General features: G+C 46.2%; 22 protein-coding genes. 12 read left to right on the top strand and 10 right to left on the bottom strand.

The genetic code is table 11. From position 1 onward, the window contains the following. Positions 1 to 32: 32 nt before the first annotated feature. The 5 genes from BIW15_RS10130 to BIW15_RS10110 all read right to left on the bottom strand — a co-directional run bounded on the left by BIW15_RS10130 (position 33) and on the right by BIW15_RS10110 (position 5852). Positions 33 to 1079, bottom strand: a complete 1047-nt coding sequence (locus BIW15_RS10130) for a GMP reductase (protein ID WP_005463577.1) — start codon at positions 1077 to 1079, stop codon at positions 33 to 35. 433 nt (positions 1080 to 1512) lie between these two features. Further along, positions 1513 to 3054, bottom strand: a complete 1542-nt coding sequence (locus tag BIW15_RS10125) for a bifunctional ADP-dependent NAD(P)H-hydrate dehydratase/NAD(P)H-hydrate epimerase (protein WP_029852473.1) — start codon at positions 3052 to 3054, stop codon at positions 1513 to 1515. Positions 3055 to 3143: 89 nt separating this feature from the next. Further along, positions 3144 to 3581, bottom strand: a complete 438-nt coding sequence (locus tag BIW15_RS10120; protein WP_005463573.1) for a PAS domain-containing protein — start codon at positions 3579 to 3581, stop codon at positions 3144 to 3146. Next, the gene (locus BIW15_RS10115; RefSeq protein WP_005463571.1) at positions 3581 to 4585 is read right to left on the bottom strand and encodes a response regulator; all 1005 of its coding nucleotides are present in this window, start codon (positions 4583 to 4585) and stop codon (positions 3581 to 3583) included. The genes BIW15_RS10120 and BIW15_RS10115 overlap by 1 nt, the downstream gene beginning before the upstream one ends. A gap of 358 nt (positions 4586 to 4943) precedes the next feature. Beyond that, entirely contained in the window at positions 4944 to 5852 is a 909-nt protein-coding gene (locus BIW15_RS10110; RefSeq protein WP_005487989.1) for an aldo/keto reductase family oxidoreductase, read from the bottom strand. 95 nt (positions 5853 to 5947) lie between these two features. Here BIW15_RS10110 and BIW15_RS10105 point away from each other — a divergent pair, with 95 nt between their 5' ends. Next, positions 5948 to 6355, top strand: coding sequence for a transcriptional regulator (locus BIW15_RS10105; RefSeq protein ID WP_005499247.1), 408 nt, complete (start codon positions 5948 to 5950; stop codon positions 6353 to 6355). On the opposite strand, the gene BIW15_RS10100 is transcribed toward BIW15_RS10105, so the two are convergent. Then, positions 6342 to 6920 carry a hypothetical protein gene (locus tag BIW15_RS10100; RefSeq protein ID WP_077280933.1) on the bottom strand — a complete coding sequence of 193 codons (579 nt, stop codon included), beginning with the start codon at positions 6918 to 6920 and terminating at the stop codon, positions 6342 to 6344. The two genes, BIW15_RS10105 and BIW15_RS10100, sit on opposite strands and share 14 nt — an antisense overlap. A gap of 503 nt (positions 6921 to 7423) precedes the next feature. Here BIW15_RS10100 and clcA point away from each other — a divergent pair. Together clcA and BIW15_RS10090 are read left to right on the top strand one after the other, a co-directional pair. Continuing rightward, the gene (clcA, locus tag BIW15_RS10095; RefSeq protein ID WP_005463563.1) at positions 7424 to 8827 is read left to right on the top strand and encodes a H(+)/Cl(-) exchange transporter ClcA; all 1404 of its coding nucleotides are present in this window, start codon (positions 7424 to 7426) and stop codon (positions 8825 to 8827) included. A 443-nt stretch (positions 8828 to 9270) separates the two neighbouring features. After that, positions 9271 to 10218 (top strand): TDT family transporter, encoded by a 948-nt coding sequence (locus tag BIW15_RS10090; protein WP_179115261.1) that lies wholly within the window; start codon positions 9271 to 9273, stop codon positions 10216 to 10218. A gap of 47 nt (positions 10219 to 10265) precedes the next feature. On the opposite strand, the gene BIW15_RS10085 is transcribed toward BIW15_RS10090, so the two are convergent. Together BIW15_RS10085 and folE are read right to left on the bottom strand one after the other, a co-directional pair. After that, complete coding sequence (locus BIW15_RS10085) at positions 10266 to 11504, bottom strand: NRAMP family divalent metal transporter (protein WP_021452208.1); 1239 nt, start codon at positions 11502 to 11504, stop codon at positions 10266 to 10268. Between the two features lie 267 nt (positions 11505 to 11771). After that, positions 11772 to 12425 carry a GTP cyclohydrolase I FolE gene (gene folE, locus BIW15_RS10080; RefSeq protein ID WP_005477356.1) on the bottom strand — a complete coding sequence of 218 codons (654 nt, stop codon included), beginning with the start codon at positions 12423 to 12425 and terminating at the stop codon, positions 11772 to 11774. Positions 12426 to 12713: 288 nt separating this feature from the next. Between folE and moeA the strand changes: the two genes are divergently transcribed. From moeA to BIW15_RS10050, 7 genes are all read left to right on the top strand, one after another. Then, positions 12714 to 13949: a molybdopterin molybdotransferase MoeA gene (gene moeA, locus BIW15_RS10075; protein ID WP_005477201.1), complete on the top strand. Its 1236-nt coding sequence runs from the start codon at positions 12714 to 12716 to the stop codon at positions 13947 to 13949. A gap of 9 nt (positions 13950 to 13958) precedes the next feature. Continuing rightward, positions 13959 to 14708 carry a molybdopterin-synthase adenylyltransferase MoeB gene (gene moeB / locus BIW15_RS10070; RefSeq protein WP_021452207.1) on the top strand — a complete coding sequence of 250 codons (750 nt, stop codon included), beginning with the start codon at positions 13959 to 13961 and terminating at the stop codon, positions 14706 to 14708. A gap of 187 nt (positions 14709 to 14895) precedes the next feature. Then, the gene (locus BIW15_RS10065) at positions 14896 to 17007 is read left to right on the top strand and encodes an LruC domain-containing protein (protein ID WP_077280931.1); all 2112 of its coding nucleotides are present in this window, start codon (positions 14896 to 14898) and stop codon (positions 17005 to 17007) included. A gap of 11 nt (positions 17008 to 17018) precedes the next feature. Further along, a complete protein-coding gene (locus tag BIW15_RS10060) occupies positions 17019 to 17471 on the top strand; it encodes a hypothetical protein (protein WP_017447385.1) in 453 nt (150 codons plus the stop codon). Between the two features lie 141 nt (positions 17472 to 17612). Then, a complete protein-coding gene (locus BIW15_RS25105; protein ID WP_179115260.1) occupies positions 17613 to 17909 on the top strand; it encodes a hypothetical protein in 297 nt (98 codons plus the stop codon). Between the two features lie 36 nt (positions 17910 to 17945). Further along, on the top strand, positions 17946 to 18776 hold the full coding sequence (locus BIW15_RS10055; protein ID WP_005477173.1) for a sulfurtransferase: 831 nt from the start codon (positions 17946 to 17948) through the stop codon (positions 18774 to 18776). 21 nt (positions 18777 to 18797) lie between these two features. After that, positions 18798 to 21089, top strand: a complete 2292-nt coding sequence (locus tag BIW15_RS10050; RefSeq protein WP_077280930.1) for an EAL domain-containing protein — start codon at positions 18798 to 18800, stop codon at positions 21087 to 21089. Between the two features lie 41 nt (positions 21090 to 21130). Here the strand turns inward: BIW15_RS10050 and BIW15_RS10045 are convergent, their stop codons facing one another. Both BIW15_RS10045 and BIW15_RS10040 read right to left on the bottom strand, forming a co-directional pair. Further along, positions 21131 to 22423 (bottom strand): glycoside hydrolase family 18 protein, encoded by a 1293-nt coding sequence (locus BIW15_RS10045; RefSeq protein ID WP_015313412.1) that lies wholly within the window; start codon positions 22421 to 22423, stop codon positions 21131 to 21133. A 131-nt stretch (positions 22424 to 22554) separates the two neighbouring features. Beyond that, on the bottom strand, positions 22555 to 23556 hold the full coding sequence (locus tag BIW15_RS10040) for a sugar-binding transcriptional regulator (RefSeq protein WP_005463541.1): 1002 nt from the start codon (positions 23554 to 23556) through the stop codon (positions 22555 to 22557). 466 nt (positions 23557 to 24022) lie between these two features. On the opposite strand from BIW15_RS10040, the gene tal reads away from it, so the two are divergent. Beyond that, positions 24023 to 24973, top strand: a complete 951-nt coding sequence (gene tal, locus BIW15_RS10025; RefSeq protein ID WP_005463537.1) for a transaldolase — start codon at positions 24023 to 24025, stop codon at positions 24971 to 24973. Between the two features lie 123 nt (positions 24974 to 25096). Then, positions 25097 to 26364, top strand: a 1268-nt coding sequence (locus tag BIW15_RS10020) for a transketolase (protein ID WP_276202911.1), incomplete at its 3' end; no start/stop codon positions are given.

Here is a 26364-nt window from a genome sequence, read left to right as displayed (position 1 = left end):
TCTTACTATTTCAATTTATTCGAAGTTTTAAATTACTTCTCTTTACCGAATACGTTGTTCTCTTGCTCTTGTACGCGGATGAAAGTCGTACGCTTCGTTAGTTCTTTAAGCTTCGCTGCGCCTACGTAGGTACAGGTTGAACGCACACCACCAAGGATATCTGAGATCGTACCGTGAACACTGCCACGGAATGGCAATAGTACGGTTTTACCTTCAGCGGCACGGTACTTAGCCACACCACCAGAGTGCTTGTCCATTGCCGACTGAGAAGACATGCCGTAGAACTTCATGAAAGTTTCACCATCTTTCTCGATGATCTCGCCGCCTGACTCTTCGTGACCCGCTAACATACCGCCAAGCATCACGAAGTCTGCACCGCCGCCAAACGCTTTTGATACGTCACCCGCGCATGAACAACCACCGTCACCGATGATCATACCACCCAGGCCGTGCGCCGCATCACCACACTCAATGATTGCAGAAAGCTGAGGATAACCCACACCCGTTTTGACACGAGTAGTACATACTGAACCTGGGCCAATGCCCACTTTTACGATGTCTGCGCCAGCAAGAATAAGCTCTTCACACATATCACCAGTAACCACGTTACCCGCAGAAATCACTTTGTCTGGAAACTCTGCACGTACACGCTCTACGTACTCAACTAAATGCTCTGAGTAGCCGTTCGCGATATCAACACAGATAAAGATGAGCTCGTCAGAAAGCGCCATGATATCTTTTGTTTTTTGGAAATCTGCGTCAGAAGTTCCCGTAGACACCATCACGTTTTTTAGCGTTGCGTTGTCAGCAGATTTTACGAAGTCTGCCCAGTCGTTCACTGTGTAGTGTTTGTGAACGGCTGTCATTACACCATGCTCAGCCAGTGCTTTAGCCATTTCAAAGCTACCAACTGAATCCATGTTCGCTGCGATTACAGGCACACCAGACCATTGACGACCACTATGCTTGAATGTAAAATCGCGGGTTAAATTTACTTGAGAACGGCTTTTCAGGGTAGAACGTTTCGGGCGAAACAGTACATCTTTAAAACCTAACTTAAGTTCTTGTTCGATACGCATTGTGTAATTCCTTGATTCATATGTCTATGTGTCATCTCAGAGTGCGTAGTGAAACCGTTGGCAGACGGGTTCACTGTTCTTCGGACACAAAAAAACCGGAGCGTTGGCAGACGCTCCGGTTTTCAGCATTATAGGCTGTGATTTCTTTCCTACAAGTCTGATATTTGCATTTTTTTTGTGTTACCATCTTGAAAATCGCATATCAAAAATCCCTTTCAAGACACTCTTTTTTCTTCTTAATTAACATATTCAACAACTTAAGAAAACCTAAAAGCTAATCCATTGCGCAAACCTTTGCGTCATTCACTTTTATCTTGACCGATATACCTCTCAAACCTGATTAAAACTCAACCAGTTAACCTTCAATCTCGCGTATACATCTCAAAGATCATTAAAGAAATTTCACTTTTAAAGTCACATTTTCGCCCGAGATTCAGTTTTTCGCTCGTTTAATATGAGTCGCAGCGCGAAGAGTCTCCACGACATCTGTGGCTAATAATCCCACTTCTCCATGTTTTTCTGCATTGAGATCGGCAGCGTGGCTATGAATCATGACTCCTAATCGCGCTGCGATAGAGATCGGTAAACCTTTGGCAAGCAGTGCGCCAATCACACCAGAAAGTACGTCACCCATTCCGCCCGTCGCCATGCCCGGATTACCTGCAAGACACACATACATTCTGACACCATCAAAAACCAGCGTTCCTGCACCTTTTAACACCACTACGCCACCATAGCGTTCTTGCAGTTGGCGTGCTGCGGAATATCGATCACTTTCAATCTGTTGAGTGGTCACATTTAACAAACGAGCGGCTTCTCCCGGATGAGGAGTGATGACACGTTGGTTGTCACACACCAATGTGCCATCACATCGTTGACTTAACATTGCCAGAATATTTAGACCATCCGCATCCACAACTTTCGGTTTTTGTTCTTGAGATAGGTATTGATAAGCTTGATACGCCCACTCATCGTCGCCAAAACCGGGGCCAAACACCAAAACATCCGCCCAGCGAATACGCTTAGTGAGCGCGTTTTCCGTGTCTCTGAGTAAATCCGTGGTTATGCTTTGACTCATCACTTCTGGGCAACTGACCTGCAGAGGGATGAAACTATCTGGGTGCGTAATACTTGCTGTTAACCCTGCCCCGCTTCGAACCGCCGCAGACGCGCACAAACGGATTGCACCAGACATACCTTGATTCCCGCCGACGCAAAGTAATTTACCGTTATCGCCTTTGTGAGCGGTCGCTTTTGGCTTTGGGAGCAAACGAGGGATGACTTTATGGTCAATGCCCAGTGCGCTTTCTTCTTCTATGGAATCGAATTCCACGTTGACGCCCAAGCCACAAAAGTGCAGCTCGCCAATTCGGTCTCTCGCTTGAGCGGTACATAACCCTTGCTTAACGCCAATAAACGTAACTGTATGGTCAGCTTGAATTGCGTCACCTAAAACTGAGCCAGTGTTAGCGCACAAGCCGGACGGGATATCGACCGCAATAACCGGGCACTGAATTTGGTTGATCTGCTCTATATAACGACGATATTCAGTTCGGACTTCACCCTTTAGCCCCGTGCCTAACATAGCGTCGATGATCACTTCCGCTTCAAGTAACGCAGTATTCCAGTCATCCCAACTGCTGTTTTTACCATCAACGGTTTGCCAGTCTTGATACGCACGCAAAGCATCGCCCTGAAGCTGCGTTACATCACCAATTTGAAAAACTTGAACATTCAGCTGAGCTTGTTTTGCAAGGGATGCAAACACGTAGCCATCGCCACCGTTGTTGCCTTTGCCACACACGACAAGAACGTTTTTCGCTCTTGGGTATAAATGAAGAAATCGTTCATAAACAGCCATGCCAGCTCGCTGCATTAGGCTATACATAGAAACGCCTGCCATGTGGGCGGCAACCACTTCTCCGTTTTTGACTTGCTCGGCGGTGTAGAGTTTTAAGGCGAGATTAAAGTCCATATTTACGTTCTGCGCATTGGGGAAACACAATTATAAGTATACAAAAAAGCCAAGGTTCCCCTTGGCTTTTAACGAATAAATTTCAATCGCTATTTATGTTGTGACATCAAGGCTTCTGCTGTCGCGTCTTGGATAGACAAAAACAGTGAGTTGATTTTTCCAGTTGGTGTTCGCATTGGGTTAAGCGTTACGTTCTGGTACATAAACTCCGCCTGTTGTGTAACAGGGCGTACGTTGCGGCAGCGAAACAAATACGGACGTTGACGCCACGTAATAAAGCTTCTGCAACCCAAGTCGTACACGGGTTTCGTCTTCAACTTAAACCATTCCGGCGGGATTTCTGGGAAGATATCGAAGATCGAACGGCCAATTGCCTCATGCGATTGCAAACCGCTGTGGTGCGTCATAAAACCGTTCCAGACTTGAACATTGTAATCTCGATCAATCACCACCAACCCCATATCGACGTTCTGTACCATGTCGACCATCCAATGGAATTGTTCAAACTCTGCTGGCATATTCAACATTAGAACTCCTCCATTAGGTATGCGAGTTTGTTATCAAGCAATGGCAGCGATTCATCAACAAACATAAACAGCAAATCACAGCGAATCGATGTGCCTTCGATGTTGTAGCTCACTTCAAACGTCATTGTGCGTTTGAATGCGCCCGTTGTGGACTCAATAATGGAATCAATCGAAATGTGCTGACCAAGCAATACCGGCGGACTTTGGAAGAAACGCACTTCTGATTGCTCGCCTAAACCATTTAGGAACGAGCCAACCAAGATGTTAGAGATATCCATCAACAGCTCGAGTTCTTCAAGCTCTTCACTGTCGGCTGGCACTTTCATCAGCTTTTTCAGATCCGATACGCTAGAGTCACTCAAAATGACCAATGCTTCCCCGGCAATGCCTTCGCCACAAAAGCCCTGACAAACGCCTGAGACGTTATCGTGCGATGCCAAGTCACGCAGCGCCATGTGAAGCTCACTCACTTCAAAGATATTCACGTTTGGTAAAGGCAGTTGAACAAATACGTCAAAATGGCGAGCTAACGCGTCGGCAGCTCGGCCGATAGAAACGTTCGCCACTTCCATGTAAATATCACGTCGGCGGAGAATTGGTAGCTCAATCACGCTTGGTGTGATGATAAGCGGTCGAGGCTCTGGCTCAATCAGCTCTTTGAGGGCGTTTTTTAGCTCATCCTTTGCGATGGGCTTTTGAATAAATGCTTTGGCACCTAACGCGAAAACGCGCTCTTTGGCTTTGGGTTGAATGTCCCCCGACACAACCACAACTGGCGTTTTATTTCCTAAACGCTGCATGTTTTCTAAGGTTTCAAAACCGTCCATTTCTGGCATGGTGAGGTCAAGAAACATCAGTTTAAATTCTTTTTGCGCTAATTCTTCAAGCGCATTTTTTCCGTGGATAGCAAACGTAATATCCGGATTCAATGTTGCTGGCAGTGATCTAGCCATCTGCTTGCGTGCTAGCGCTGAATCATCACAGATGAGTACAGGAAAAGACATTCAATCACCTTTTTATATTCAACAATCTGCGCTGGAGTCTACCAGATTGTTACCGCATATAGTACGAGAAAACTGACGAGGAATTTGTATTTTTTGTTTATGCAGTAAGCATACGCAAGATCAATAGATGAGTGAACCTAGCCAACAAGAAACAACGCATTTCACTGTCGATTTAGTGACATCGAACAAAGCCTACTGACCATTCTCTGCCCTTGATACGCATAGGGTTGCGTTTATCTAAGCTCCAGAAAACCGAGAAAAAGTTTGTTACTTGCTAAAGTGAAGAAAGGAAAGATGAAACATCAAAAAAGGCATCTAATAAGATGCCTTAAGTAAAATCACGATGCTAATGCGCTTTCTATGGCACACCGTGACCTTTCGAAGCAACCCAAACTCGATACCATTGCTCGCGAGTCAATTCGATATTCAGTGCATTCACGGCCGTTTGCACACGCTCAATTTTCCCTGAACCAATGATTGGAATTGGCTTAGATGGCAAGCGACGTACCCAAGCGTAAATAACTTGGTCAATGCTGGTCGCCCCCACTTCTTCACGAATCGCTTCTAGCTCGTTACGAACGCGAATCGCTTGCTCGCTTTCCCCACTGAAGATTGAGCCGCCACCTAAACAAGACCAAGCCATTGGACGCGTACGCAACATTTGCATTTGGTCCAGCGTTCCATCGTGCGCAACCTCAAAATTAAGCGGGTTGATTTCCACTTGGTTAGTCACAAGAGGTTTACCAAGGCGCGATTGCAGCAATTCGAACTGACGCGGCGTAAAGTTAGACACACCAAAGTGCTTCACTTTACCTACTTTGTGCAGCTCCGTGAATGCTTCCGCAACTTCATCAGCATCCATCAATACATCTGGACGATGGATCAATAGCACATCGATTTCATCCACATTTAAGCGCTCAAGTGAGTTGTTCACTGATTGGTAAATGTGTGCAGAACTTGTGTCGTAGTGATTAATTTTGCGTTCAGGTGTTTTGTCACCACACAAATTAATGTCACATTTGGTCACGATCTGGATTTGGTCGCGTACGCTTTTATCCAAAGCTAACGCTTCACCAAACAACGCTTCACATTCGTAATTACCGTAAATGTCTGCGTGATCTACCGTAGTGATCCCTAACTCAATATGTTGCTTAAGAAATGACAAACGCTCTTGAGCCGTCATTCCCCAATCTGCCGCACGCCAATATCCTTGAACTAGCTCTGAAAATTCAGGGCCATTTGGTGCAGTCACAACTTTTGCAACCATGGGTTTTCTCCTTCAATTGAACTGCATTCATCCTAGTCTTGTTTTCACGTCGTCTCAACGGGTAAACTTTCGCAATTCGAACTGGAGTACGAAATATGTCTTTTGCCCAACGTTTAGCCACTTTGATTGGCGAAGAAAGCATCAGCGGATTTGCGCGACGCGTTGATGTGTCGGAAGCGCTCATCCGAAAGTACCTAAAAGGCAGCGAACCTAGCCTAACCAAAGCCAATCAGATTGCGATGCGGGCTAACTGCTCTCTTGAATGGTTAGCGACGGGTTGCGGTTATCTCTACCGCCGAGCTGAAGTGGTGGATATGGATGCCTATAAATTGGCTTTCCAACACGTGATGAATGAAGAGCTGACAGAAGATAAAGAAGAGCTTCATCGAAAGCTCATTGCAGGGTACCAATACCTGCGCGCACATAAAAAGGCAGACGGATTTTTAGATGAATCCGCCATGGCGACATTTCTTGCTTTGCATAAAGAAACTAAAGCCGAGTAAGTCGCAACTCGATCATTTCGCCATCACTGCGTAAAGTAATGACTACGTGCGGTGATGGCTCTGTAAACTCATCTGCTTTTACCCAAACCATCGACCTCTCAATCTCTGGCGGGTAGCGATTTATCAGTAACACCACTTCTTTGTCGACCTCTCCTGCAGATTTGTTTTTCAGCGACGCTGCGACATCGTATTGCTCGTTGCCGATTGCTAAGCTTCGCATCACCAAACCATCTTTTCTTAGATTAAGAATGAGCTCACTCAGCGTTTGTCTCTGATACTCGGTTAAAACGGAGAATTGCGCTTTCTTTTCTTCGAATACCGCCTCGCCGTATAGCGTCTGCTGATAGTAGGAAAACTCATCTAAACAGAAAGAACGGCTGAGATTTTCTGTCTCGCCAATCTGCACATCACACGGATACCAGTTCCCATCATGTTGAACCTGTTCACTCAATTTCTGGTACGGCGTAGAAGACAAGACTTCTTGCCACCAGCGTTGCGAAGCCAATGAAGAAAAGGATGCCGCGACACAGCAGGAAAATAGCAAAGTTCGAGAAGCAAATCGCATGGTGTGTTTAAAGTTAAAAACGGAAAACAACGACCTTAACGTTAGGCTTAGATTTATCAAAGAGAATATTTTAGAGGCGAGTACGAAAATGTTATCTAGCAGACATTAAGAAGGCGCACTCTTGCGTGCGCCTCTACCTCGTTACTCAATCGTGAGTTTGCGAATCGATGATGTCTATTGATGCATCCCGAACATAAAACGAGGACTTACTGTAGGGTTTGAATCCATCCAAATTGTGTGTAAAACCTCACATCCCTCCTTCTGAAGCAGTCATGTTGCTTTACACTTAAAGCATGGTTCATTTTGCTCAGAAAACAAGTTTTTTTATATCAAAAAACCGCCAAATATGAGAGCAATAGCACAATCCTAAATAATGGTTGTCGTCGAGATTCTTCGAACACTCAATAGTGGAAAGCTAAATTGCATCTTTACTGATTAGGTCTAGACTCTCCGAAGCGTATACTTTCGTTCTTCCTTTCCACAAGCTTCAGGAGAATTTGTTAATGACCAAACGAGAGAGAATTGTGAAATCTGTGTTAGCGCACGTACCGAAAGATGCGATTAACCAGTTTGTCTCTCGAGGGTCCACACCATTTTCTGTCCTGATTATGGCCGCCATCGTCGGCACATTAGCTGGTTTCGTCGGTACTTACTTCGAACTTGCGGTTCATTTTGTTTCTGAAACCCGCACCGAATGGCTGAGAAGCGAAATCGGTAGCGTACTTCCTCTTTGGCTTGCTGCGGTGCTGATCAGCGCGCTGCTTGCTTTTATTGGCTACTTTCTTGTTCACCGCTTTGCCCCAGAGGCGGCGGGCTCAGGTATCCCTGAAATTGAAGGCGCGATGGACAACATTCGTCCTGTGCGTTGGTGGCGAGTCCTGCCAGTAAAATTCTTCGGCGGCATGGGCGCACTTGGATCTGGTATGGTGCTCGGTCGTGAAGGCCCAACGGTGCAAATGGGCGGTGCTGTCGGTCGAATGGTGACCGATATTTTCCGCGTTAAAGATGATGATACCCGCCATTCCCTGCTCGCTTCTGGTGCTGCTGGCGGTTTGGCTGCGGCCTTTAATGCACCGCTTGCGGGGATCATGTTCGTAGTTGAGGAAATGCGACCTCAGTTTCGCTACTCGCTCATCTCGATTCGTGCCGTGATCATTTCTGCCATTATGGCGAACATTGTGTTCCGCGCCATCAATGGTCAAGACGCCGTAATCACCATGCCGCAATATCAATCCCCAGCGCTACAAACCTTGTGGTTGTTCCTATTACTTGGCGCACTGTTTGGCGTGTTTGGCGTGATCTTCAACAAACTGATTACAGTGGCGCAAGACAGCTTTGTTGCTATTCATAAAAACGATCGTAAACGTTACCTGATCACAGGCTCAATTTTGGGCGGCGTATTTGGTCTGCTGTTACTTTACGTACCTCAATTAACGGGCGGGGGCATTGCACTTATTCCCGATGTCACAACAGGTAACTACTCAATCTCTATTTTAGTGCTGCTGTTTATTGGTCGCGTGGTCACAACTTTGCTTTGCTTTGGCTCTGGCGCACCAGGCGGTATTTTCGCGCCAATGCTCGCGCTGGGCACACTATTTGGATACGCATTTGGCGCAAGCGCAGATGTTCTATTGCCAACGCTTGATATAGAACCTGGCGTCTTTGCGATTGCAGGAATGGGAGCTCTGTTCGCTGCGACAGTTCGCGCGCCTATCACTGGTATTTTGTTGGTGATCGAAATGACCAACAACTACTATCTGATTCTTCCGCTAATCATTACCTGTCTAGGGGCGGTGATTGTCGCACAGTTGCTTGGTGGACAACCTATTTACAGCCAGTTGCTGCATCGTACGCTTAAAAATGACAAGCTACGTCAACAAGATCTCCCTGAAAATCAGGCCTCCTAGGCAACTTACAGCACTCCGGCTCCAAACCTACTTGTAAGTATCACGAATGTTTGGAGCCTGCATTTCTATAATTTTGCAACGGTTCGCAAATATTCGATACCAAACTCACAAAGTTCTCATTCTCTGATATTTACCCATCATGTTTAGGCGTCATCGCCTGTTAAACTTGTTAATATTCGCGCCATAAAATAGAGCAATTGTTCCACTCAAATCCGCCCATTACAGGCCAAAATGAGTCAACAATTGCGTAAAACATGCGTTGAAAATTCGCGTTTCGCAATGCAAGGCAGCAGCAGGCTAAGATGAAGATAATCAACGTTCTGATTCCACACCGTTCGCGATTTTCACACGCAAAGCAGCCAAAGATAATTTGGTTTTAAACATCACTTTTCGTTTCATTCGGGCAAAATCAATTCGGAGTAGATTTGAACTGGAAAAGACTTGTGCAGTTTTATAGTGTCCCGCCTTCTCAAGCGGCGCTGGCACTGGGTATGATCGGGCTTGGCCAAGCGTGGGCGCTCTATGTTCCCGATATTGGTACGCCAATTCGTCCTTTTCTGGCTTCATTTGGCGCGTTATTGCTCGCTCCCGTTCTGATTAAGTACGCCACCAATCCTCGCCTATTTATGGCGGATATTAAGCACCCGTTAAGTGGTAGTTTAATGGCACCAATGAGTATGGCATTATTGATCCTGACCGATTATCTCGCGTCGGTTTCACCACTCATTGCCTATCCCCTTTGGTGTTTAGCTGTGCTGCTGCATTTTACAATGATGGTGCTGTTTTTTGGCTTCCAGCTCATGAACTTCAAAATGTCGAACATCGTCCCGAGCTGGTTTCTCTACCCTGTTGGATTAATCAGTAGCTCGTTGGCTGGTTCGCAATTCGGTCATAATCTATTTTCCGAAACCCTCGCGATCATGTGTATCGGCATTTACTTCTTTATGCTGCCACTGGTGTTGTATCGCTTGGTGTTTTTTGGCTCACTGCCAAGACGAGCAAGACCAACGCTCGCAATTATGGCCGCGCCAGTTAACTTGTCACTGGCAGCTTATTTAGTGAATTTTCCCCAACCCGACCCTATTCTGACGGGCGCATTGGCGGGGATCGCGATCACAATGACGCTACTGATCTACTTATGTTATTTCCGCTTACTTCGATTGAAGTTCCAACCCTCGATTGCAGCGGTGACTTTTCCTTCAGTCATCAGCGCCATTGCGATGCACCGATTAACCTCTTTTTTCGAACAATCTCATCCTCAATGGCATTGGTTACACGATTTCGGCTTTTTAGAACTCAGTATCGCGACCGTATTGGTCGTTTGGGTATCGGCAGGTTATGTGAAAATGTACTGGCCAGAAATTGTAAGAACCCCGACCAAACAAGCATAAAAAACGGCCTCATTAAGAGGCCGCTTTTTATCACTATCAACAAAGTGTTAACCCGTAAACTTCGCCATGAAGTTACCGATGTTAGTCAAACTCGATGCAGCCATCACGATAACAATCGCTGCTCCAGTTAGCGTTAAGTACATTGGGTGTTGGTAGTCACCGACGATATCTTTGCGTTTTGTCGCAACTAAGACGGTACCCAAAACGATAGGAAGGATAATGCTGTTCACTAAACCCGCTAACATAAGTAGAAGAATTGGCATATCCATGGTAACCGTGCCTAGCGAGGTTAGGATAATGAAACCGACACACCACGCTTTTTCGTTTCGCGCTACAACGGGGAAAAGCGTCTTAATTAATGAGATAGCCATGTAAGAGTTACCCACTACAGACGTGATGGAAGCAACAAACAGTACTAAGCCAAAGATGAAGTAACCAAGCTGGCCAGCACCTTGACGGAAAGCGTCGGCTGCCGGGTTAGCTGAATCCAACGTTGCGCCTGTCGCGATAACACCAAATACAGCTAAAAACAGTAGTACGCGAATAACCACCGCAATAGAGATACCAGCCCACGCCGTTGAAGTGATGGAAGGTACGTTCTCTTTACCTTTCAAGCCAATGTCCACTAGACGTTGTGCACCCGTGTAGTAACCGCCAACTGCGCCACCAACGATAGTCAATGTAGGCAGAAGCAAGCTTCCAACATCCATAGGCATCACCGCTGCACTTAGTGTCTCTCCCATCGGAGGTAAGCTCGTCATTGCCACATATGCAATCAGAACAATCATGAACAAGCCAAGGTAGCGAGCCATTTGGTCCATTCGTTTGGAGGCGTTATGAACCACAAACAGCAAACAGCCGACCACACCAGTAAACAGCGCACCCCAAGTCGTGTCCACGCCCGTTAACACATTAATGCCTAACGCCGCGCCACTTACGTTGCCAAAGTTAAACGCCACAGCTCCAAGCGCAAGGAGAATACCGACACCATAACCCATACCCGGCGCCACTTTGTTCGCAATGTCTTGGATTCGCATGCCAGAAACGCCCACAATGCGCCACAAGTTCATCACGATACCAAACGTGATAAAGATCGAAGCCAATACTGGAAACGCCATGTCGACTTTGTAGATGTTCGTGAAGACAGCAGTTTGAGTCAAAAAGCCTGGGCCAACAGAGGTCGTCGCCATCAAAAACGCGACACTTAGCATGGCTTTCTTTTGCCAACTGGTTTCTGTTACAGGAGCGGAAATGGAAGAGGTGCTGATAGTGCTTTGTGTAGTCATGCCAAGTCTCAAATTTGTTGTCTTTCTATTATTAGAAAAAAAGAAAGACAACTGACCGAGATCAGCTGAACTTAGAGAGATATCTCTTTTCAAAACAAACGATTACACGTTGTAGCCGTTCATTGGGCGCATATACTAAGAGCAACGAATGTGACTGTCAACACACAATTGCATAAATATTATTTATTGCGACTCACTTACCCATGATTCAGGTATAAAAAAGGATGGCACGTTGCCATCCTCTCTCAAATCTATACTTCGCTTTGACTAGCGTAAACCATGAAGAAACTCTGCGCGAGTGGCTGGGTTGCTCTTAAAAATACCACCTAATGCTGTGGTTGTCGTTTCGCTGGTTGCATCCATAACACCACGTGATTTCACGCAGTAATGCGTCGCGTCGATAGTCACGGCCACATCGTCAGACTCAAGTAATGTTTGCAAAGCAACTAGGATTTGCTGTGTCATACGCTCTTGAACTTGAGGACGTTGCGCGAAGAAACGGACAATGCGGTTGATCTTAGAGAGACCAATGATTTTACCACGAGGAATATACGCAACGGCCGCTTTGCCGTCGATCGTGACAAGATGGTGTTCACACGTGCTGGTTACGGTGATGTCTTTCACGCGAACCATTTCACTTACGTTCATCTTGTTTTCAATAACCGTGATTTTTGGGAAGTTGGAGTAATCCAAACCAGAGAAAATCTCGTCCACGTACATTTTTGCAATGCGATGTGGCGTCTCTTCTAGGCTGTCATCCGTAAGGTCGAGTTGAAGCAGGGTTAGGATCTCACGCATGTGGTGCTCGATCTTTTCTTTCTTCTCTTCACGGCTCACGGCATTAGGACGCATTGGTGTTTCTAAACCGCGTTGCTCTAGCGCTTCTTTTACTAACTTCGCTGACTCGCTAAGACCTGACATTCCACTTCCTCTTTTGTAACTACCACTCTCGGTGTGAAATACAATTGCAGTGTTTTCATCCCGTTAGCGTCTAAGTTGCTCAGTTAGATGTTCATATCGCCAAGGCACATAACAAGAATACACTGAGCCGTTTTCTTTAGTTCCGATAGGCGTTTACCCCTTTCGGATGGGTGACAAGGATACTCGGATTTTTGAATAATTACACCCATATTTTATAGGTGGACATTCTTACCAAGTCCGATTTTATGGTAGAGTTGCCACAAAACAAAAGAACATAGGATTATCTCAATGGGCTGCTGCGACGCACCTGGCTTGATGCCAATTGAAGAAGCGATGGACAAAATGTTATCGCGCATCAAACCTATCCAAACGACACTTTCTCTTCCTCTTGCTGATGCTCTGGGTTTTGTACTGGCCGAAGACGTTTTATCGCCAATTCACGTACCGCCTTTTGACAACTCAGCAATGGACGGTTATGCAATCCGTATTCAAGATTTAGAAGCGTCGACTGTATTGCCGATGGTGGGCAAATCCTTTGCGGGCCAACCTTTTGAAGGTGAATGGCCAACAGGCACTTGTGTTCGAATCATGACTGGCGCGAAAATTCCGGAAGGTTGCGATGCCGTTATCATGCAAGAAAACACGACCGTGACCGAAGCGGGTATCCAGTTCAACCAAACGGATGTGAAACCTCAAAATAACATCCGCCCAACTGGTGACGACATCAAGCAAGGCGATATCGTATTAGCAAAAGGCGCGCGCCTAACACCACGCGATATTCCAATGATTGCTTCTCTTGGCGTAAGCCATATCACTGTTGTGCGTAAACCGAAGGTGGCGTTTTTCTCGACAGGTGATGAACTTAAACCATTAGGTGAGCCACTCGAAGCAGGTCAAATCTACGACAGCAACCGTTACGGCATTAAACCACTTATCGAAAACTTTGGTTGTGAAGCGATTGATCTTGGCATTATCCCTGACTGCCCAGAAACATTAAAAGCGACGTTTGAAAAAGCACAAACGCTCGCGGATGTGGTTGTCACCTCTGGCGGCGTCAGTGTTGGCGAAGCAGACTACACCAAGGACATTCTTGAACAACTTGGGGAAATCGGTTTTTGGAAACTGGCAATCAAGCCGGGTAAACCTTTCGCATTTGGTAAGTTAAGTACAGCTTGGTTCTGCGGTCTACCAGGTAACCCTGTATCTGCTGTGCTAACCATGTACGTACTTGTTCAGCCAATGTTGGCGAAATTGGCTGGCCATACTGAATGGAAAGCACCTGAGTCTATCCCTGCTACGACAAAAACTGCATTTAAGAAAGCGCCGGGCCGCACGGATTACCAACGTGGCATCTACACGCTAGAAGATGGCAAATTTGTCGTTGAAACCACTGGCAACCAAAGTTCTGGTGCCTTCCGCTCAATGAGTTTGGCAAACTGCTTTGTGGTGTTGGAACGTGAGCGTGGCCGCGTGGAAGTTGGCGAAACGGTTCAAATCCAACTGTTTAACTCAACGTTATACTAGGGACGTGCTGTGGATATTCTTTCCGATCAGGAGATGCTGCGCTATAACCGCCAGATCATTCTTCGCCAGTTCGATTTCGAAGGGCAAGAAGCGCTCAAACAAAGCTCCGTGCTTATTTTGGGTGCGGGCGGTTTAGGCTGTGCTTCTAGCCAATACCTCGCCACAGCAGGTGTCGGCAGTATTACACTCATCGATGACGACATTGTAGAGCTCTCTAATTTGCAGCGCCAAGTATTACACCACGACACAGATATCGGCCGCAAAAAAGTGGATTCTGCCGCCGATGCGCTACGAGAACTTAACCCCCACGTCGAGGTAAACACCGTTGCCAAACGTCTCGATGATGCTCAACTTCAAGCTTTGATTGAACAACACACTGTGGTAGTTGATGCGTCTGATAACGTCGACACTCGTAATCAACTGAACCGTCTCTGTTTTGCAACGAAAACCCCGCTTATCTCTGGGGCGGCAATTCGTATGGAAGGTCAAGTGAGTGTGTTTACGTACGACGATCCAACTCAACCTTGTTACCAGTGCTTGAGCGCACTATTTGGTAGCGGTGCACTAAGCTGCGTTGAAGCGGGTGTAATGGCACCAGTGGTCGGGATTGTGGGCGCCGTACAAGCGATGGAAACCATCAAGGTGATCGCAAATTACGGCCAGCCAAAGAAAGGGAAAATCCTTATTCTCGATGCACTCAGCATGTCGTGGCGAGAAATGAACTTGATGAAAATGCCCACCTGCCCTGTTTGTGGGTAAGTAACGTATTCGCTCCCGTATCAATCGGTTCTCAAAAAGCTCAACGCAACGTTGGGCTTTTTTCTTATTCTGAGATTCAAAATTAAAACCTCGAACTTTTAGTTGTCAATATCCTTCAAAAACAGCCACTTAAGAATTGGCACGCTCCTTTCATTGCATATAAAACAAATCAATGAGAGGGCGAATCATGAAAAGAACATCACTAATACTCGGATCACTGTTCGTAAGCGCTTATGCGAATGCGGCGCCTTTCGACACTTGTCCGAGCAAAGCGTATTTATTCCAATCGACCCCCGTTCAAGTTTATGGCGTCAATCTGGTTACGGGTTCCACCACTTTATTAGCTGATGATGTGGGTTTGGCATCAGGGATCAATGCCGTCGGGTTCGACTTCACAGACAGATACATTTATGGCTACGATACCACCAACTTGAAAATCGTCCGTTTAGGGAAAGACTTTCAAGCAGAAACACTGAATGTCGCTGGTTTGCCTAGCCATACGTTTTTTGTTGGCGATGTTTATAATCACGTTTACTACTTATATCGCAAAGGAAAAGGATTATTTTCCATTGATTTATCACCGTTAGATACCGATCCAAATGCGACGCTAACACTTACGCAAATTACCGCGACCGCAAACGTCAACTTGACGGATTTTGCCTTTCATCCTGGCGACGGTTCGCTTTACGGAATCGACAACAACTCCGGCATTCTCTACAAATTCAATACTGCAAACGGCCAAGCCACTATGATTGGAGATACGGGCGAAACCGGTACCTTTGGTGCGGGCTATTTTGACGTCAACGGCAATTACTACGTTTCCCGCAATCAAGACGGAAAAATCTACCGTATTAATTTGTCAGCGGACAACGCTTCAAACATCAACGCGGGCATTGTCCCAGCGGTTGAGTTTGTCTCGAACGGCCCAAGTTCAAGCCAAAATGACGGTGCACGCTGCGCCAACGCGCCAGTTATAGATGAAGATGACCCAATCGATTTTGGCGATGCTCCAGACAGTTACCACACGCTTCTTTCCTCAAACGGCCCACGACACGAAATCGATGGTGTGACATGGCTTGGTGTCATTGCGCCTGATGGCGATCCTGACGGACAAATTGCGCCTTCTGGCGACAACAAAGTTGGTACCGCAGACGAAGATGGTGTTGGTTTTGTTGCCGCACTCGATCCAGGTTTGAGTTCACTGGTGAATGTGATGGCGTCTACTTCTGGTTACTTGTCTGCTTGGTTTGACTGGAACCGAGACGGTGATTTCGCAGATGAAGGTGAACAAGTATTTACAGACCAGCTACTCGCAACAGGAAACAACACACTTCCATTTATTGTCTCTGAATTGGCAACCGCAGGACCAAGTTGGAGCCGATTTCGCTTTAGCCAACAAACAGGGCTCAAATACGATGGCGGCTCAACCTCCGGCGAAGTGGAAGATCATCCAATCACTATCACCGAAAATGGCGTATCTGTTCAGCATTTCCCAAGTGCAGAAGGCTACGCAACGGTAGCGTTTGAGGATAACTGGCCATACACCGCAGATTACGACATGAACGACGTCGTCATTCAGTTCCGAATCACAGAAACGCGTACGGAAGGTGTGGTCGAGAACATTCAAATCACCGGTGACCTCGCCGCTTACGGTGCAGGATACAAAAATGGCTTTGCTATTCGTTTACCGGGCGTAGCAAAAACAAGTATTGAGAATGGCTTAACTACCCTGTCGTTTAACGGCGTTCAACAATCAAGCAATGGATTAGAAACTGTCTCGGAAGAGGCCATTTTCATCGTCAGCGATGATCTCAGCCAATACACGCAAAGCAATTGTACCTACTTCCGAACTCAATCAGGATGTGATGACAACGTTGCTTTCTCTTTTACGTTGACGGTTTATTTTAAGGAAGGCTCCGACCGCTCTGGCTTACAAGCCATGCCTTACGACCCATTTATCTTTGCAACACCAAATACTTACCACGGTGACGGTATTACCTTCCAACCAGGCCGGAAATGGGAAGTACACCTACCGGATCAAGCGCCAACCGAGCAGTTTGATGATGCCAATTTGTACGGACTCGGGGTTGATGCAAGTGATCCTGTACAAGGTACTTACTTCAAAACCAGCAACAACCTACCTTGGGCTCTGCTGATTGTTGAGGACTGGGAGTGGCCATTGGAAAACGTAGACTTGGTTGACGCGTATCCACAATTTGCCACTTACGCTGAATCAGCCGGCAGTCAAAATGCTAACTGGCATGCCTCACCAAAAGCAAACAAATGCTACATTCCATAGGAGACCACATTATGAAAAATTTAATCACAATCATCATGGGATTAGCGTTAACAGCCTGCGGCGGTGGAGGTGGCGGCGGTGATAAAAGCGGTGACAGCTCAACGCCTCCACCAACTCAGACCACCATCGTGGTCGAAGAACCAAGCATGCAAACGCTGAACGTACCAGATGGCTACGACTACGATCCGATCGTCGCTCGTGCTCTATCTGTTGACATTAGTGGCTACTCTTCACAACGCGCGCACCTTAGTGTCTATAAAGAGTATCAAGAGATGACTTCAGGTACCTATCAAGCGAAATACGCAAGCAAAGTAGCTTCTGAAGCACTCATCAACGGAAAAGCCGAAATGAATTTTCCGGTCTCCGATAGCCAAGGAAATCTATTAGTCGAAGTTTGGTTTTATGACGGTTCAGACCCCGTGCAGCACGTGATATCAGCAGAAGATTCATCTTGGCGCCTGTAAGCATTAATGTCATGAATAGCAAACAAACCTAAACCTCTTAGAGATGTTAAATATCAGCAAAAATCGCATCGTTCTTTGAACATGCGATTTTTTTATTGTAAAACAATAGGCTTACGCTAGCCTAAACGGGTGGAACTCAACTTGGATACCCCCAAAACTTACATTTTGGTCTTCATCGGTTCGATTGCTCTGCTCCTTTTACTTTTGTGGGGCTCACCCACCAGCGAAAAAACCTTATCAGCGACCGTCATCAGCAACACTTTGACTCAGTCTTTAGACGGGCAACGACGTTACCTGACGATAGACGCTCCTGATATCGAACAACAACGCGTCGCCGTTCCGATAACAACTGATTGTGCGATCGGTTCGACAGCCACATTTAGGCAAGCAACAAGCTCAACTTTTGAACCATCACTTTCATTCGTCAGCTGTAACTAGAACAGTGGTCACTCCCACGACAAGAAGGATTTAGCAATGCAAGCATTGATCAGTGCAAAAGAACTCCATGCCCTACTTGACCAACAAAATGTAAAGCTTTTAGACGCAAGCATTAGCTTTCAAATTCCTTCTGAAAGCAAAAAAATCACCGATAAATGGATTCCAAACACTTACCGTTTTGATTACGACAATGACTTTTGTCTGCCTGATACCTCTTTGCCGCACATGATGCCAACCGAAGCAGGATTTAATGTAAGCGCACAAAAGCTTGGGCTAAATAACGAAGACTTGATCATCGTTTATGACAACTCAGGTACGCTTGCTTCACCACGCGCATGGTGGATGCTCAAAGCGATGGGACACGAGAACGTCAAAGTACTTAATGGTGGACTTCCAGCTTGGATCGAAGCGGGATTGCCCGTCGTAGATTCACTAGCAAAACCTGAACAATTAGGAAATTTTGCGGGAAAATTAAATAAAAATGCATTTTTGGACGCAAATGCAGTATTAGAGTACTCAAACAATTGCAGTGCGCATATTGTTGATGCTCGCTCACGAGCGCGCTTTTTTGGTGAAGTGCCTGAGCCAAGAGAAGGATTGCGCAGTGGCCATATTCCAAACTCGTTGTGCCTGCCTTTTCAAGAACTGCTGGATAACGGTTACATCAAACCGAACTCAGAATTGAAACAAGCATTTAGCGAACTGTCGCTATATAATGACAATTCAATCATTTTCAGCTGTGGCTCAGGTGTGACTGCCTGTATTTTATTGTTGGCAGCTCATCAACTAGGCTTACGCAACTTATCTGTTTATGACGGTTCATGGACAGAATGGGGTGCAGACTGCTCACTGCCAATTACGCGTTAAGCTAGGGGTTATCAAAACAACATGGTCGGATTAAAGAAGAACATTTGGACTCTTTACATGATGCTGCTCACCGTCAGTATCGTGACATTTTCGCTATTCGGCTATTACCACTACCAAGCAACGTTAGACAAATACAAAGACAAACAGCTCCTACAATTGGAGCTGTTTGCTTCCTCCGTTGAGTCACTTTTAAAAGGGCAAGAATCGCTGCTAGAAGTCGTTGGTCATCAACTGGTGGAGCAAAATAGCTTCACTCGTACCGCGGCCATTCAAACTCGCCCAATGTTAGATAAACTTCTCAACATTCATCCGGCGATCATCGGTTTTGGCTTGACCAATCCCAACGGCGACTACATTTCCGTTAGCTCGAACTTGATTTTGGAAAAGCTACACAATCTCAAGCAAGATCCGCTGACCAGAGAGACCTTCCTTGAAGCGTTGAACTCCGATCGCATGGTCATCGGCAGAACCTACTTTATGGAAGCGCAAGATTCGTTAGTTATTCCCATTCGTAAAGCGATTCCAGATAAAAATGGCGTAGTACAAGCGGTAATGACGGCTGGCTTTAACATGAATACGTCGTCAGTGTTTCGTAACGACATTCATGCTAATGAACACAATCGCGTGTCCCTAATTAGAAATGACGGCTACCTTACGTTTAGCTCATCTGAAGACACCACGATCAAGGACTATCAAAAGCCCGCCGATGATTTAAATAAACAAGCCTTATTGGATCAAATCCAGCAAGACTACGGCTGGGATGCCGACCAAGTAAAACAGCTAACCCGAGCAATCAATGTCGTCGTCGATACCCAACGTTTGAATGAATTAATCACACTCAAATACCTTCCTGATTATGGCTTATGGGCGGCGTCGTCGACCGATTTGGGCTTCATTAAGCGCGGCTTTTACAGCCAATTTGCGTTTTACTGCATCGTCTTTCTGATCGTTCAAGCAGCGTTTTATGCGCTGTTTCGCTCAATCGCTAACAATGAACACGAAACCAAAGAGCGTTTGCTTTACCAAGCTTGTCATGATCATCTAACTCGCCTACCTAATCGTGAGTATTTACGTTCCAACATTCAACGTTGGATGTGTGGCAGCAGTAACCCGTTCACCTTAATGTTCATTGATATCGATAACTTCAAATCGGTCAATGACACACACGGCCACGAATTTGGTGACGAAGTTCTAAAACAGATCTCGACTCGCCTTAACCACTTTTCGGGCGAAGGTCGTTTGATCGTCCGTGAGGCAAGCGACGAGTTCATCTTTATCGTTAATCGAACTGATGAAGAGACCATCAAAGATCTAGCAAGCGAGCTGATTCAAACGCTTTCCAAACCATATAACGTTAACGATAACCAGTTCCTGCTCAGTTGCAGCATTGGGATTGCGTTCTACCCAATGCACGGCGACAACTTAGACGCGCTGCTGCTTTCTGCAGATATCGCCATGTATCAAGCGAAAAAACAGCGTAATGCGTACAGTCTGTTTAATCAGGAGATGCAAGCAAGTCATCTGCACAAGATGAAAGTCGAGCAACGTCTGAGGCTTGCGATTGAGAAGCAAACGCTGTTTATGGCTTATCAACCGCAGTTAAACATTAATGGCGAGATTTATGGTGTTGAGGCGCTTGTTCGTTGGGAAGACGAAGAACTGGGCAAAGTGCCACCTAACGAATTTGTTCCTGTCGCTGAAAGCTCTGGTTTGATGGTGCGATTGGGTGAGTTGATCATCGAAAAGAGCCTTGAAGATATGGGCTTACTGACAACCCACCTTGCCACTCCAATTCAGATGTCGATCAATATTTCCGTCAAACAGTTCCTGCACGCCAAATTTATAGAGCGCTTGATGGCAGCGATGGACAAATACCATCTTGATTGCAATAGAATCACGTTAGAAATTACCGAGAACTTGTTTATCGAAGATCTAGAAAAGTTCTCTCCGACTTGCGAGCGCTTGCACGCTTTGGGCTTTAAGATTTCATTGGATGATTTCGGAACGGGCTACTCGTCACTAAGCATGTTGAGAACATTGCCGATTGATGAAGTTAAAATTGACAAGAGCTTTGTCGACAATATTGAGCACGATAAAAAAGCGCTGAATATGGTGAAAAACATCATCGCTATTGGCAAAAACTTCGAAATGAAAGTCTTAGCTGAAGGGGTCGAAACGCAACGCCAACACGACCAATTAGAAGCGTGTGGCTGTGATTTGATTCAAGGTTATTTCTACTCCAAGCCTCTCTCTTTTGACCAACTGGTTAGCTTTGTGAAAGACAATAAAGAAGAAAAAGCCATCATAGATTAACGATGGCTTTAGTGATGTCGGTTTTAGACCACGATTTCCGTTTATTTCTGCATTTCTTGGTACATCACCTCAACAAGCTCGCCTTTCGGGTCGCCCGACAATTCCCAAGTAAAAATGCCACCTAAGTTCGCCTGTTTCGCCCAATTTGCTTTGGCTTTGATCGAGCGTTGATCTTCGTAAGAGATAAAAACTTTCTTTTCAGGATTCCACAAGTACGGCGCTTGGGATTGCTCATCATAGTTGTACTCGTAGCCCTGCTTCGCTCCATAGTTCTTCACTAAATCCCAGAACATGAAATAGCCGTTCTCACCCGTACCAAACTGCGCTCCTTGCTCGGATACGAGATCTTGCGTTGGTAAGCCACCCGAAAAATCTTTAGTACCTTGCCAGCCACGCCCATAAAATGCAGCGCCAATCACCAGTTTTTCACTTGGAATACCCAGCTCGATCATCTGGTTGATGAACACGTCTGCGCCCATGCCCCACCAGCTTCGCTCTGTCGCGTGCAAGTTGGTAGTATGGCCAGTTTGTTGTCCCCACCCACCAAGAAAGTCATACGTCATCGCAAACATGTTGGTTAGGTACGGTTCTGCTGCTTTCCAATCGATACCTGCCGCTTTTGGACCAACGCCTACCGCCGTAGAGAGTTCGTATTCACGTTTGGTTTGATTTGTGAGTTCATCTAACTCTGCACGCATGGTTTTCACCAAGTAGGTAAACGCCTCACGCTCAGACGCTTTTTGTTCATCAGAAAGCTTGGTATCTGGGTTCCAAGGCGACGTTGTTAAACCGCCACCGCCTGGGTATTCCCAATCCAGATCAATGCCATCAAAGAAATCATATTGAGCAATCAACTCAACGGCACTTTTTGAGAACTGATCCATCGCTTGTTTGTTTTTCGCCATAGCATGGAACGGTTCGGACATTGTCCAACCACCAAAAGAAGGAAGAATTTTGAGATCAGGATGTTGTTTCTTCATTTCGGCAAGTTGAGCGAAGTGACCTTTGTATGGCACGTTAACTGAGACAGCGCCAAAGTTCTTTTCCAGTGCCGCTTCGGTATCGACAATGATCGCCGTATAGGGATCTTTTCCTTCGCATTGTTTAGCTACTAGGTTTTGCACCGTTTCAGAGGCACCGGTATGAGGACCGCACATACTGAGAAACGCGTAAATCACATGTGTCAGTTTATCGGCGGGAATATCTTTCACCGTGTATGGGTTTTCTGCATTCGCGTACTGCCAATCCGCAAAGTAACCCGCTACGACTTTTTGCTCGGCGTGCGCCGCACCAGTTATCCCCATAATTAGTGCAGCAAGAAGTGTCTTTTTCATTGTTTTCTCCAGAGTAGGTGTACAAATTTAAAGCTACTCCTAGAGAATATTTTTAACTTGAAAACGAAATCAGGCTGCGAGTCATTTATAAATCCTCGCAGCCTGATTACATAAGTTGCATATTATTTGTGCTAACTCTCAGATGCCGCGTTACCGTGCATTTGCTCATCCAAGTTCAATACTGTCAAAGCGTTGCTTACACTGGTAGCAATCACGTCGATTGCACCGGTACGTAACGCACCAAGTAATGCAAGCGGTTTACTGTTTTCAGCAGCGATAGCAATCACTTCTGCGATTGGCCGAAACTCTTCAATTCCAAGGCCAATGACACGGTCACTCATTACGGTGTTGGCAACGTTACCGTGAATATCAAAGAAGTCATAACCCGCAAAGTCTCCTACTACGCCTTGTTTTAGTCGAGATTGAACCACTTCATCTGGTGTAAACCACCCTAGATCGACCATGTAGCTGTTTTCGCTCATATCACCAATACCGACTAAAGCGACATCGGCTTTACGTGCCAAATCGAGCGTTTGTTTGACGGTCGCATTCTGCATGAACGCCATTTTTTGCTCGCGGTTTTCTGCATAAGCCGGCGCGTAAAGCGTTTCGGACGTTCCGCCGTACTTTTTAGCTAACTGACGACAAATGTGGTCAGCATTGTACATACCACCACGTGGGTGAATACCGCCGATACCACACACAAATTTGCAGTCTCGTGGGGTGATCACCCCAATATGATGAGCAACAGAAGAGACGTTACGCCCTTGTCCAACGGTCACCACCATGCCGTTTTTAAGCGTACTGGTGAGATAATTGGATACTAATCCCGATACCTGCAGTCGCTGCGCTTCTTCATTCGGTTGGTCAAGAGCGACAAGCGCGCGCTTTACGCCAAATCGCTCGATCAAACGTTGCTCAATCTTGGCGCTGAATACCGGGTGATATTTAACGGTGATTTCAACGATGCCTTCATCACGCGCTTGTTTGAGCATTCGCCCTACCTTCGCGCGTGAAATGGCAAATTTTCTCGATATCTCTTCCTGAGTCGCACCGTCCTGATAGTAGGCAACGGAGATCTCTGTCAACAAATCCGTGTTTTCAATGGAAATATCTTGGTTAGAACTGCTCATGTTTACTCTCGTCGTTTAAGAGGCCCGACATTGTATGCAATAAGTGAGCATCTGCTCATTGACTTAGCATATGTTCTCCATCAATTTAAACGCAACATTTGCTCACTGCAATAACATTTTCTCAGTACGGTTTTTTGCTATTTCTAACAACGCTCAAGCATTGAGCAATAAGGGCAAACGTTTATTTGGGTTAACCGCTAAACACACAGTAAAAAAACGTTGATGAAGTTCACTATAAGTCGATTTCACCGATTGACTTTCGGCATAGATAGGATAAATATGAACACATCATTTACTCAGCTATCGATCAAATGTTCATAGCATTTGTTCGGTAACGAAATTTTCCGTAGTTGGCTGAGCAGATGTCTCATTAAACGCGATGAGACGATTAGCTAACTCGCTTGCAAATGCACAAGCTGTGGCAACAAAAACCACGCTTAAGCCCATTTATATAGGATGATCGATTATGAGCAACAAGTTAGAGCAACTTCGTAAACTAACGACTGTAGTAGCAGACACTGGTGAAATTGATGCAATCAAAAAGTACCAGCCAGAAGACGCAACAACTAACCCTTCTCTTATCCTAAAAGCAGCTCAAATCGCAGAGTACGCACCTCTAATCGATGCTTCAATCGAATACGCTAAAGCACAGAGCAACGATAAAGCTCAACAAGTTCAAGACACTTGTGACATGCTTGCAGTAAACATCGGTAAAGAAATCCTAAAAACTATCCCAGGTCGTATCTCTACAGAAGTTGATGCTCGCCTATCTTACGATATGGAAGGCAGCGTAGCGAAAGCACGCCAACTAGTGAAAATGTACAACGATGCTGGCATCACTAACGACCGCATCCTTATCAAACTGGCGTCTACTTGGGAAGGTATCCGCGCAGCTGAAATCCTAGAGAAAGAAGGCATCAACTGTAACCTGACTCTTCTATTCTCATTCGCTCAAGCGCGTGCTTGTGCAGAAGCGGGCGTATTCCTAATCTCTCCATTCGTTGGCCGTATTATGGACTGGTACAAAGCGAAAGAAGGCCGCGACTTTGAAGCATCAGAAGATCCAGGCGTACTGTCTGTTACTAAGATCTACAACTACTACAAAGAGTACGGCTACAAAACGGTTGTTATGGGCGCAAGCTTCCGTAACATCGGTGAGATCCTAGAACTTGCTGGTTGTGACCGTCTAACTATCGCTCCTGCTCTACTTGCAGAACTAGAAGCTGCAGAAGGTGAAGTGGTTGAGAAGCTAGTTGATTCTAAAGGCGCAGCTGAGCGTCCAGCACCAATGACTCACGCTGAGTTCCTATGGGAACACAACCAAGACCCAATGGCTGTTGAGAAACTGGCAGAAGGCATCCGCAACTTCGCAGTTGACCAAGGCAAACTAGAAGCGATGATCGAAGCTAAGCTTTAATTGCTTACCAAGAGCGAGTAGCCCGTCTACTCGCTTTTAGCATCAACGCTCATTCAAGATTTTCTATTTGAACTTGTTTAGACGAGTTCCCTCTATTTAAACACTTATCGAGAAGTAATCACTATGGATCGTAAATACCTAGCAAATGCAATCCGTGCGCTAAGCATGGACGGTGTTCAACAAGCTAACTCTGGCCACCCAGGCGCACCTATGGGTATGGCTGATATCGCTGAAGTTCTTTGGCGTTCTCACCTAAACCACAACCCATCAAACCCTGAATGGGCAGACCGCGACCGTTTCGTACTTTCAAACGGCCACGGCTCAATGCTAATTTACTCTCTACTGCACTTGAGCGGTTACGAGCTATCTATCGATGATCTGAAAAACTTCCGTCAGCTTCACTCTAAGACTCCAGGTCACCCAGAGTACGGCTACGCTCCTGGTATCGAGACAACAACGGGCCCTCTAGGCCAAGGCATCACCAACGCTGTTGGTATGGCAATGGCTGAGAAAGCGCTAGCAGCGCAATTCAACAAAGAAGGCCACGACATCGTTGACCACTTCACTTACGTGTTCATGGGCGACGGCTGTCTAATGGAAGGTATCTCGCACGAGGCATGTTCTCTTGCTGGTACGCTAGGCCTAGGCAAACTGATCGCATTCTGGGATGACAACGGCATCTCTATCGACGGTCACGTTGAAGGTTGGTTCTCTGACGATACACCTAAGCGTTTCGAAGCGTACGGCTGGCACGTAATCCCAGCAGTAGACGGTCACGATGCTGACGCAATCAACGCAGCGATTGAAGCTGCAAAAGCGGATCCTCGCCCTACTCTAATCTGTACTAAGACTATCATCGGTTTTGGTTCACCAAACAAATCTGGTTCACACGACTGTCACGGTGCACCACTAGGCGCTGAAGAAATTGCAGCGACACGTAAAGAACTAGGTTGGGAGCACGGTCCTTTTGAAATTCCGCAGGAAGTCTACGCAGAATGGTCAGCGAAAGAAACAGGCGCAGCTAAGGAAGCAGCGTGGAACGAGAAATTTGCAGCTTATGAAGCAGCGTACCCTGAGCTGGCAGCTGAATTTAAACGCCGCGTAAACGGTGAACTTCCAGCTGAGTGGGAAGAGAAAGCAAGCCAAATCATTGCGGATCTTCAAGCAAACCCAGCAAACATTGCGTCACGTAAAGCATCTCAAAACGCTCTAGAGGCATTTGGTGCTCTACTACCTGAGTTCATGGGCGGCTCTGCTGACCTAGCGCCTTCTAACCTAACCATGTGGTCTGGTTCTAAGTCTCTAGAAGCGAACGACTTCTCTGGTAACTACATCCACTACGGTGTACGTGAATTTGGTATGACTGCTATCATGAACGGTATCGCACTACA

Source organism: Vibrio sp. SALL6, assembly GCF_002002385.1.
GTDB classification, from domain to species: Bacteria; Pseudomonadota; Gammaproteobacteria; order Enterobacterales; family Vibrionaceae; genus Vibrio; species Vibrio parahaemolyticus.
Note: the sequence above shows the minus strand (reverse complement) of the source record. Positions and strands in the feature narration are given on the sequence as shown.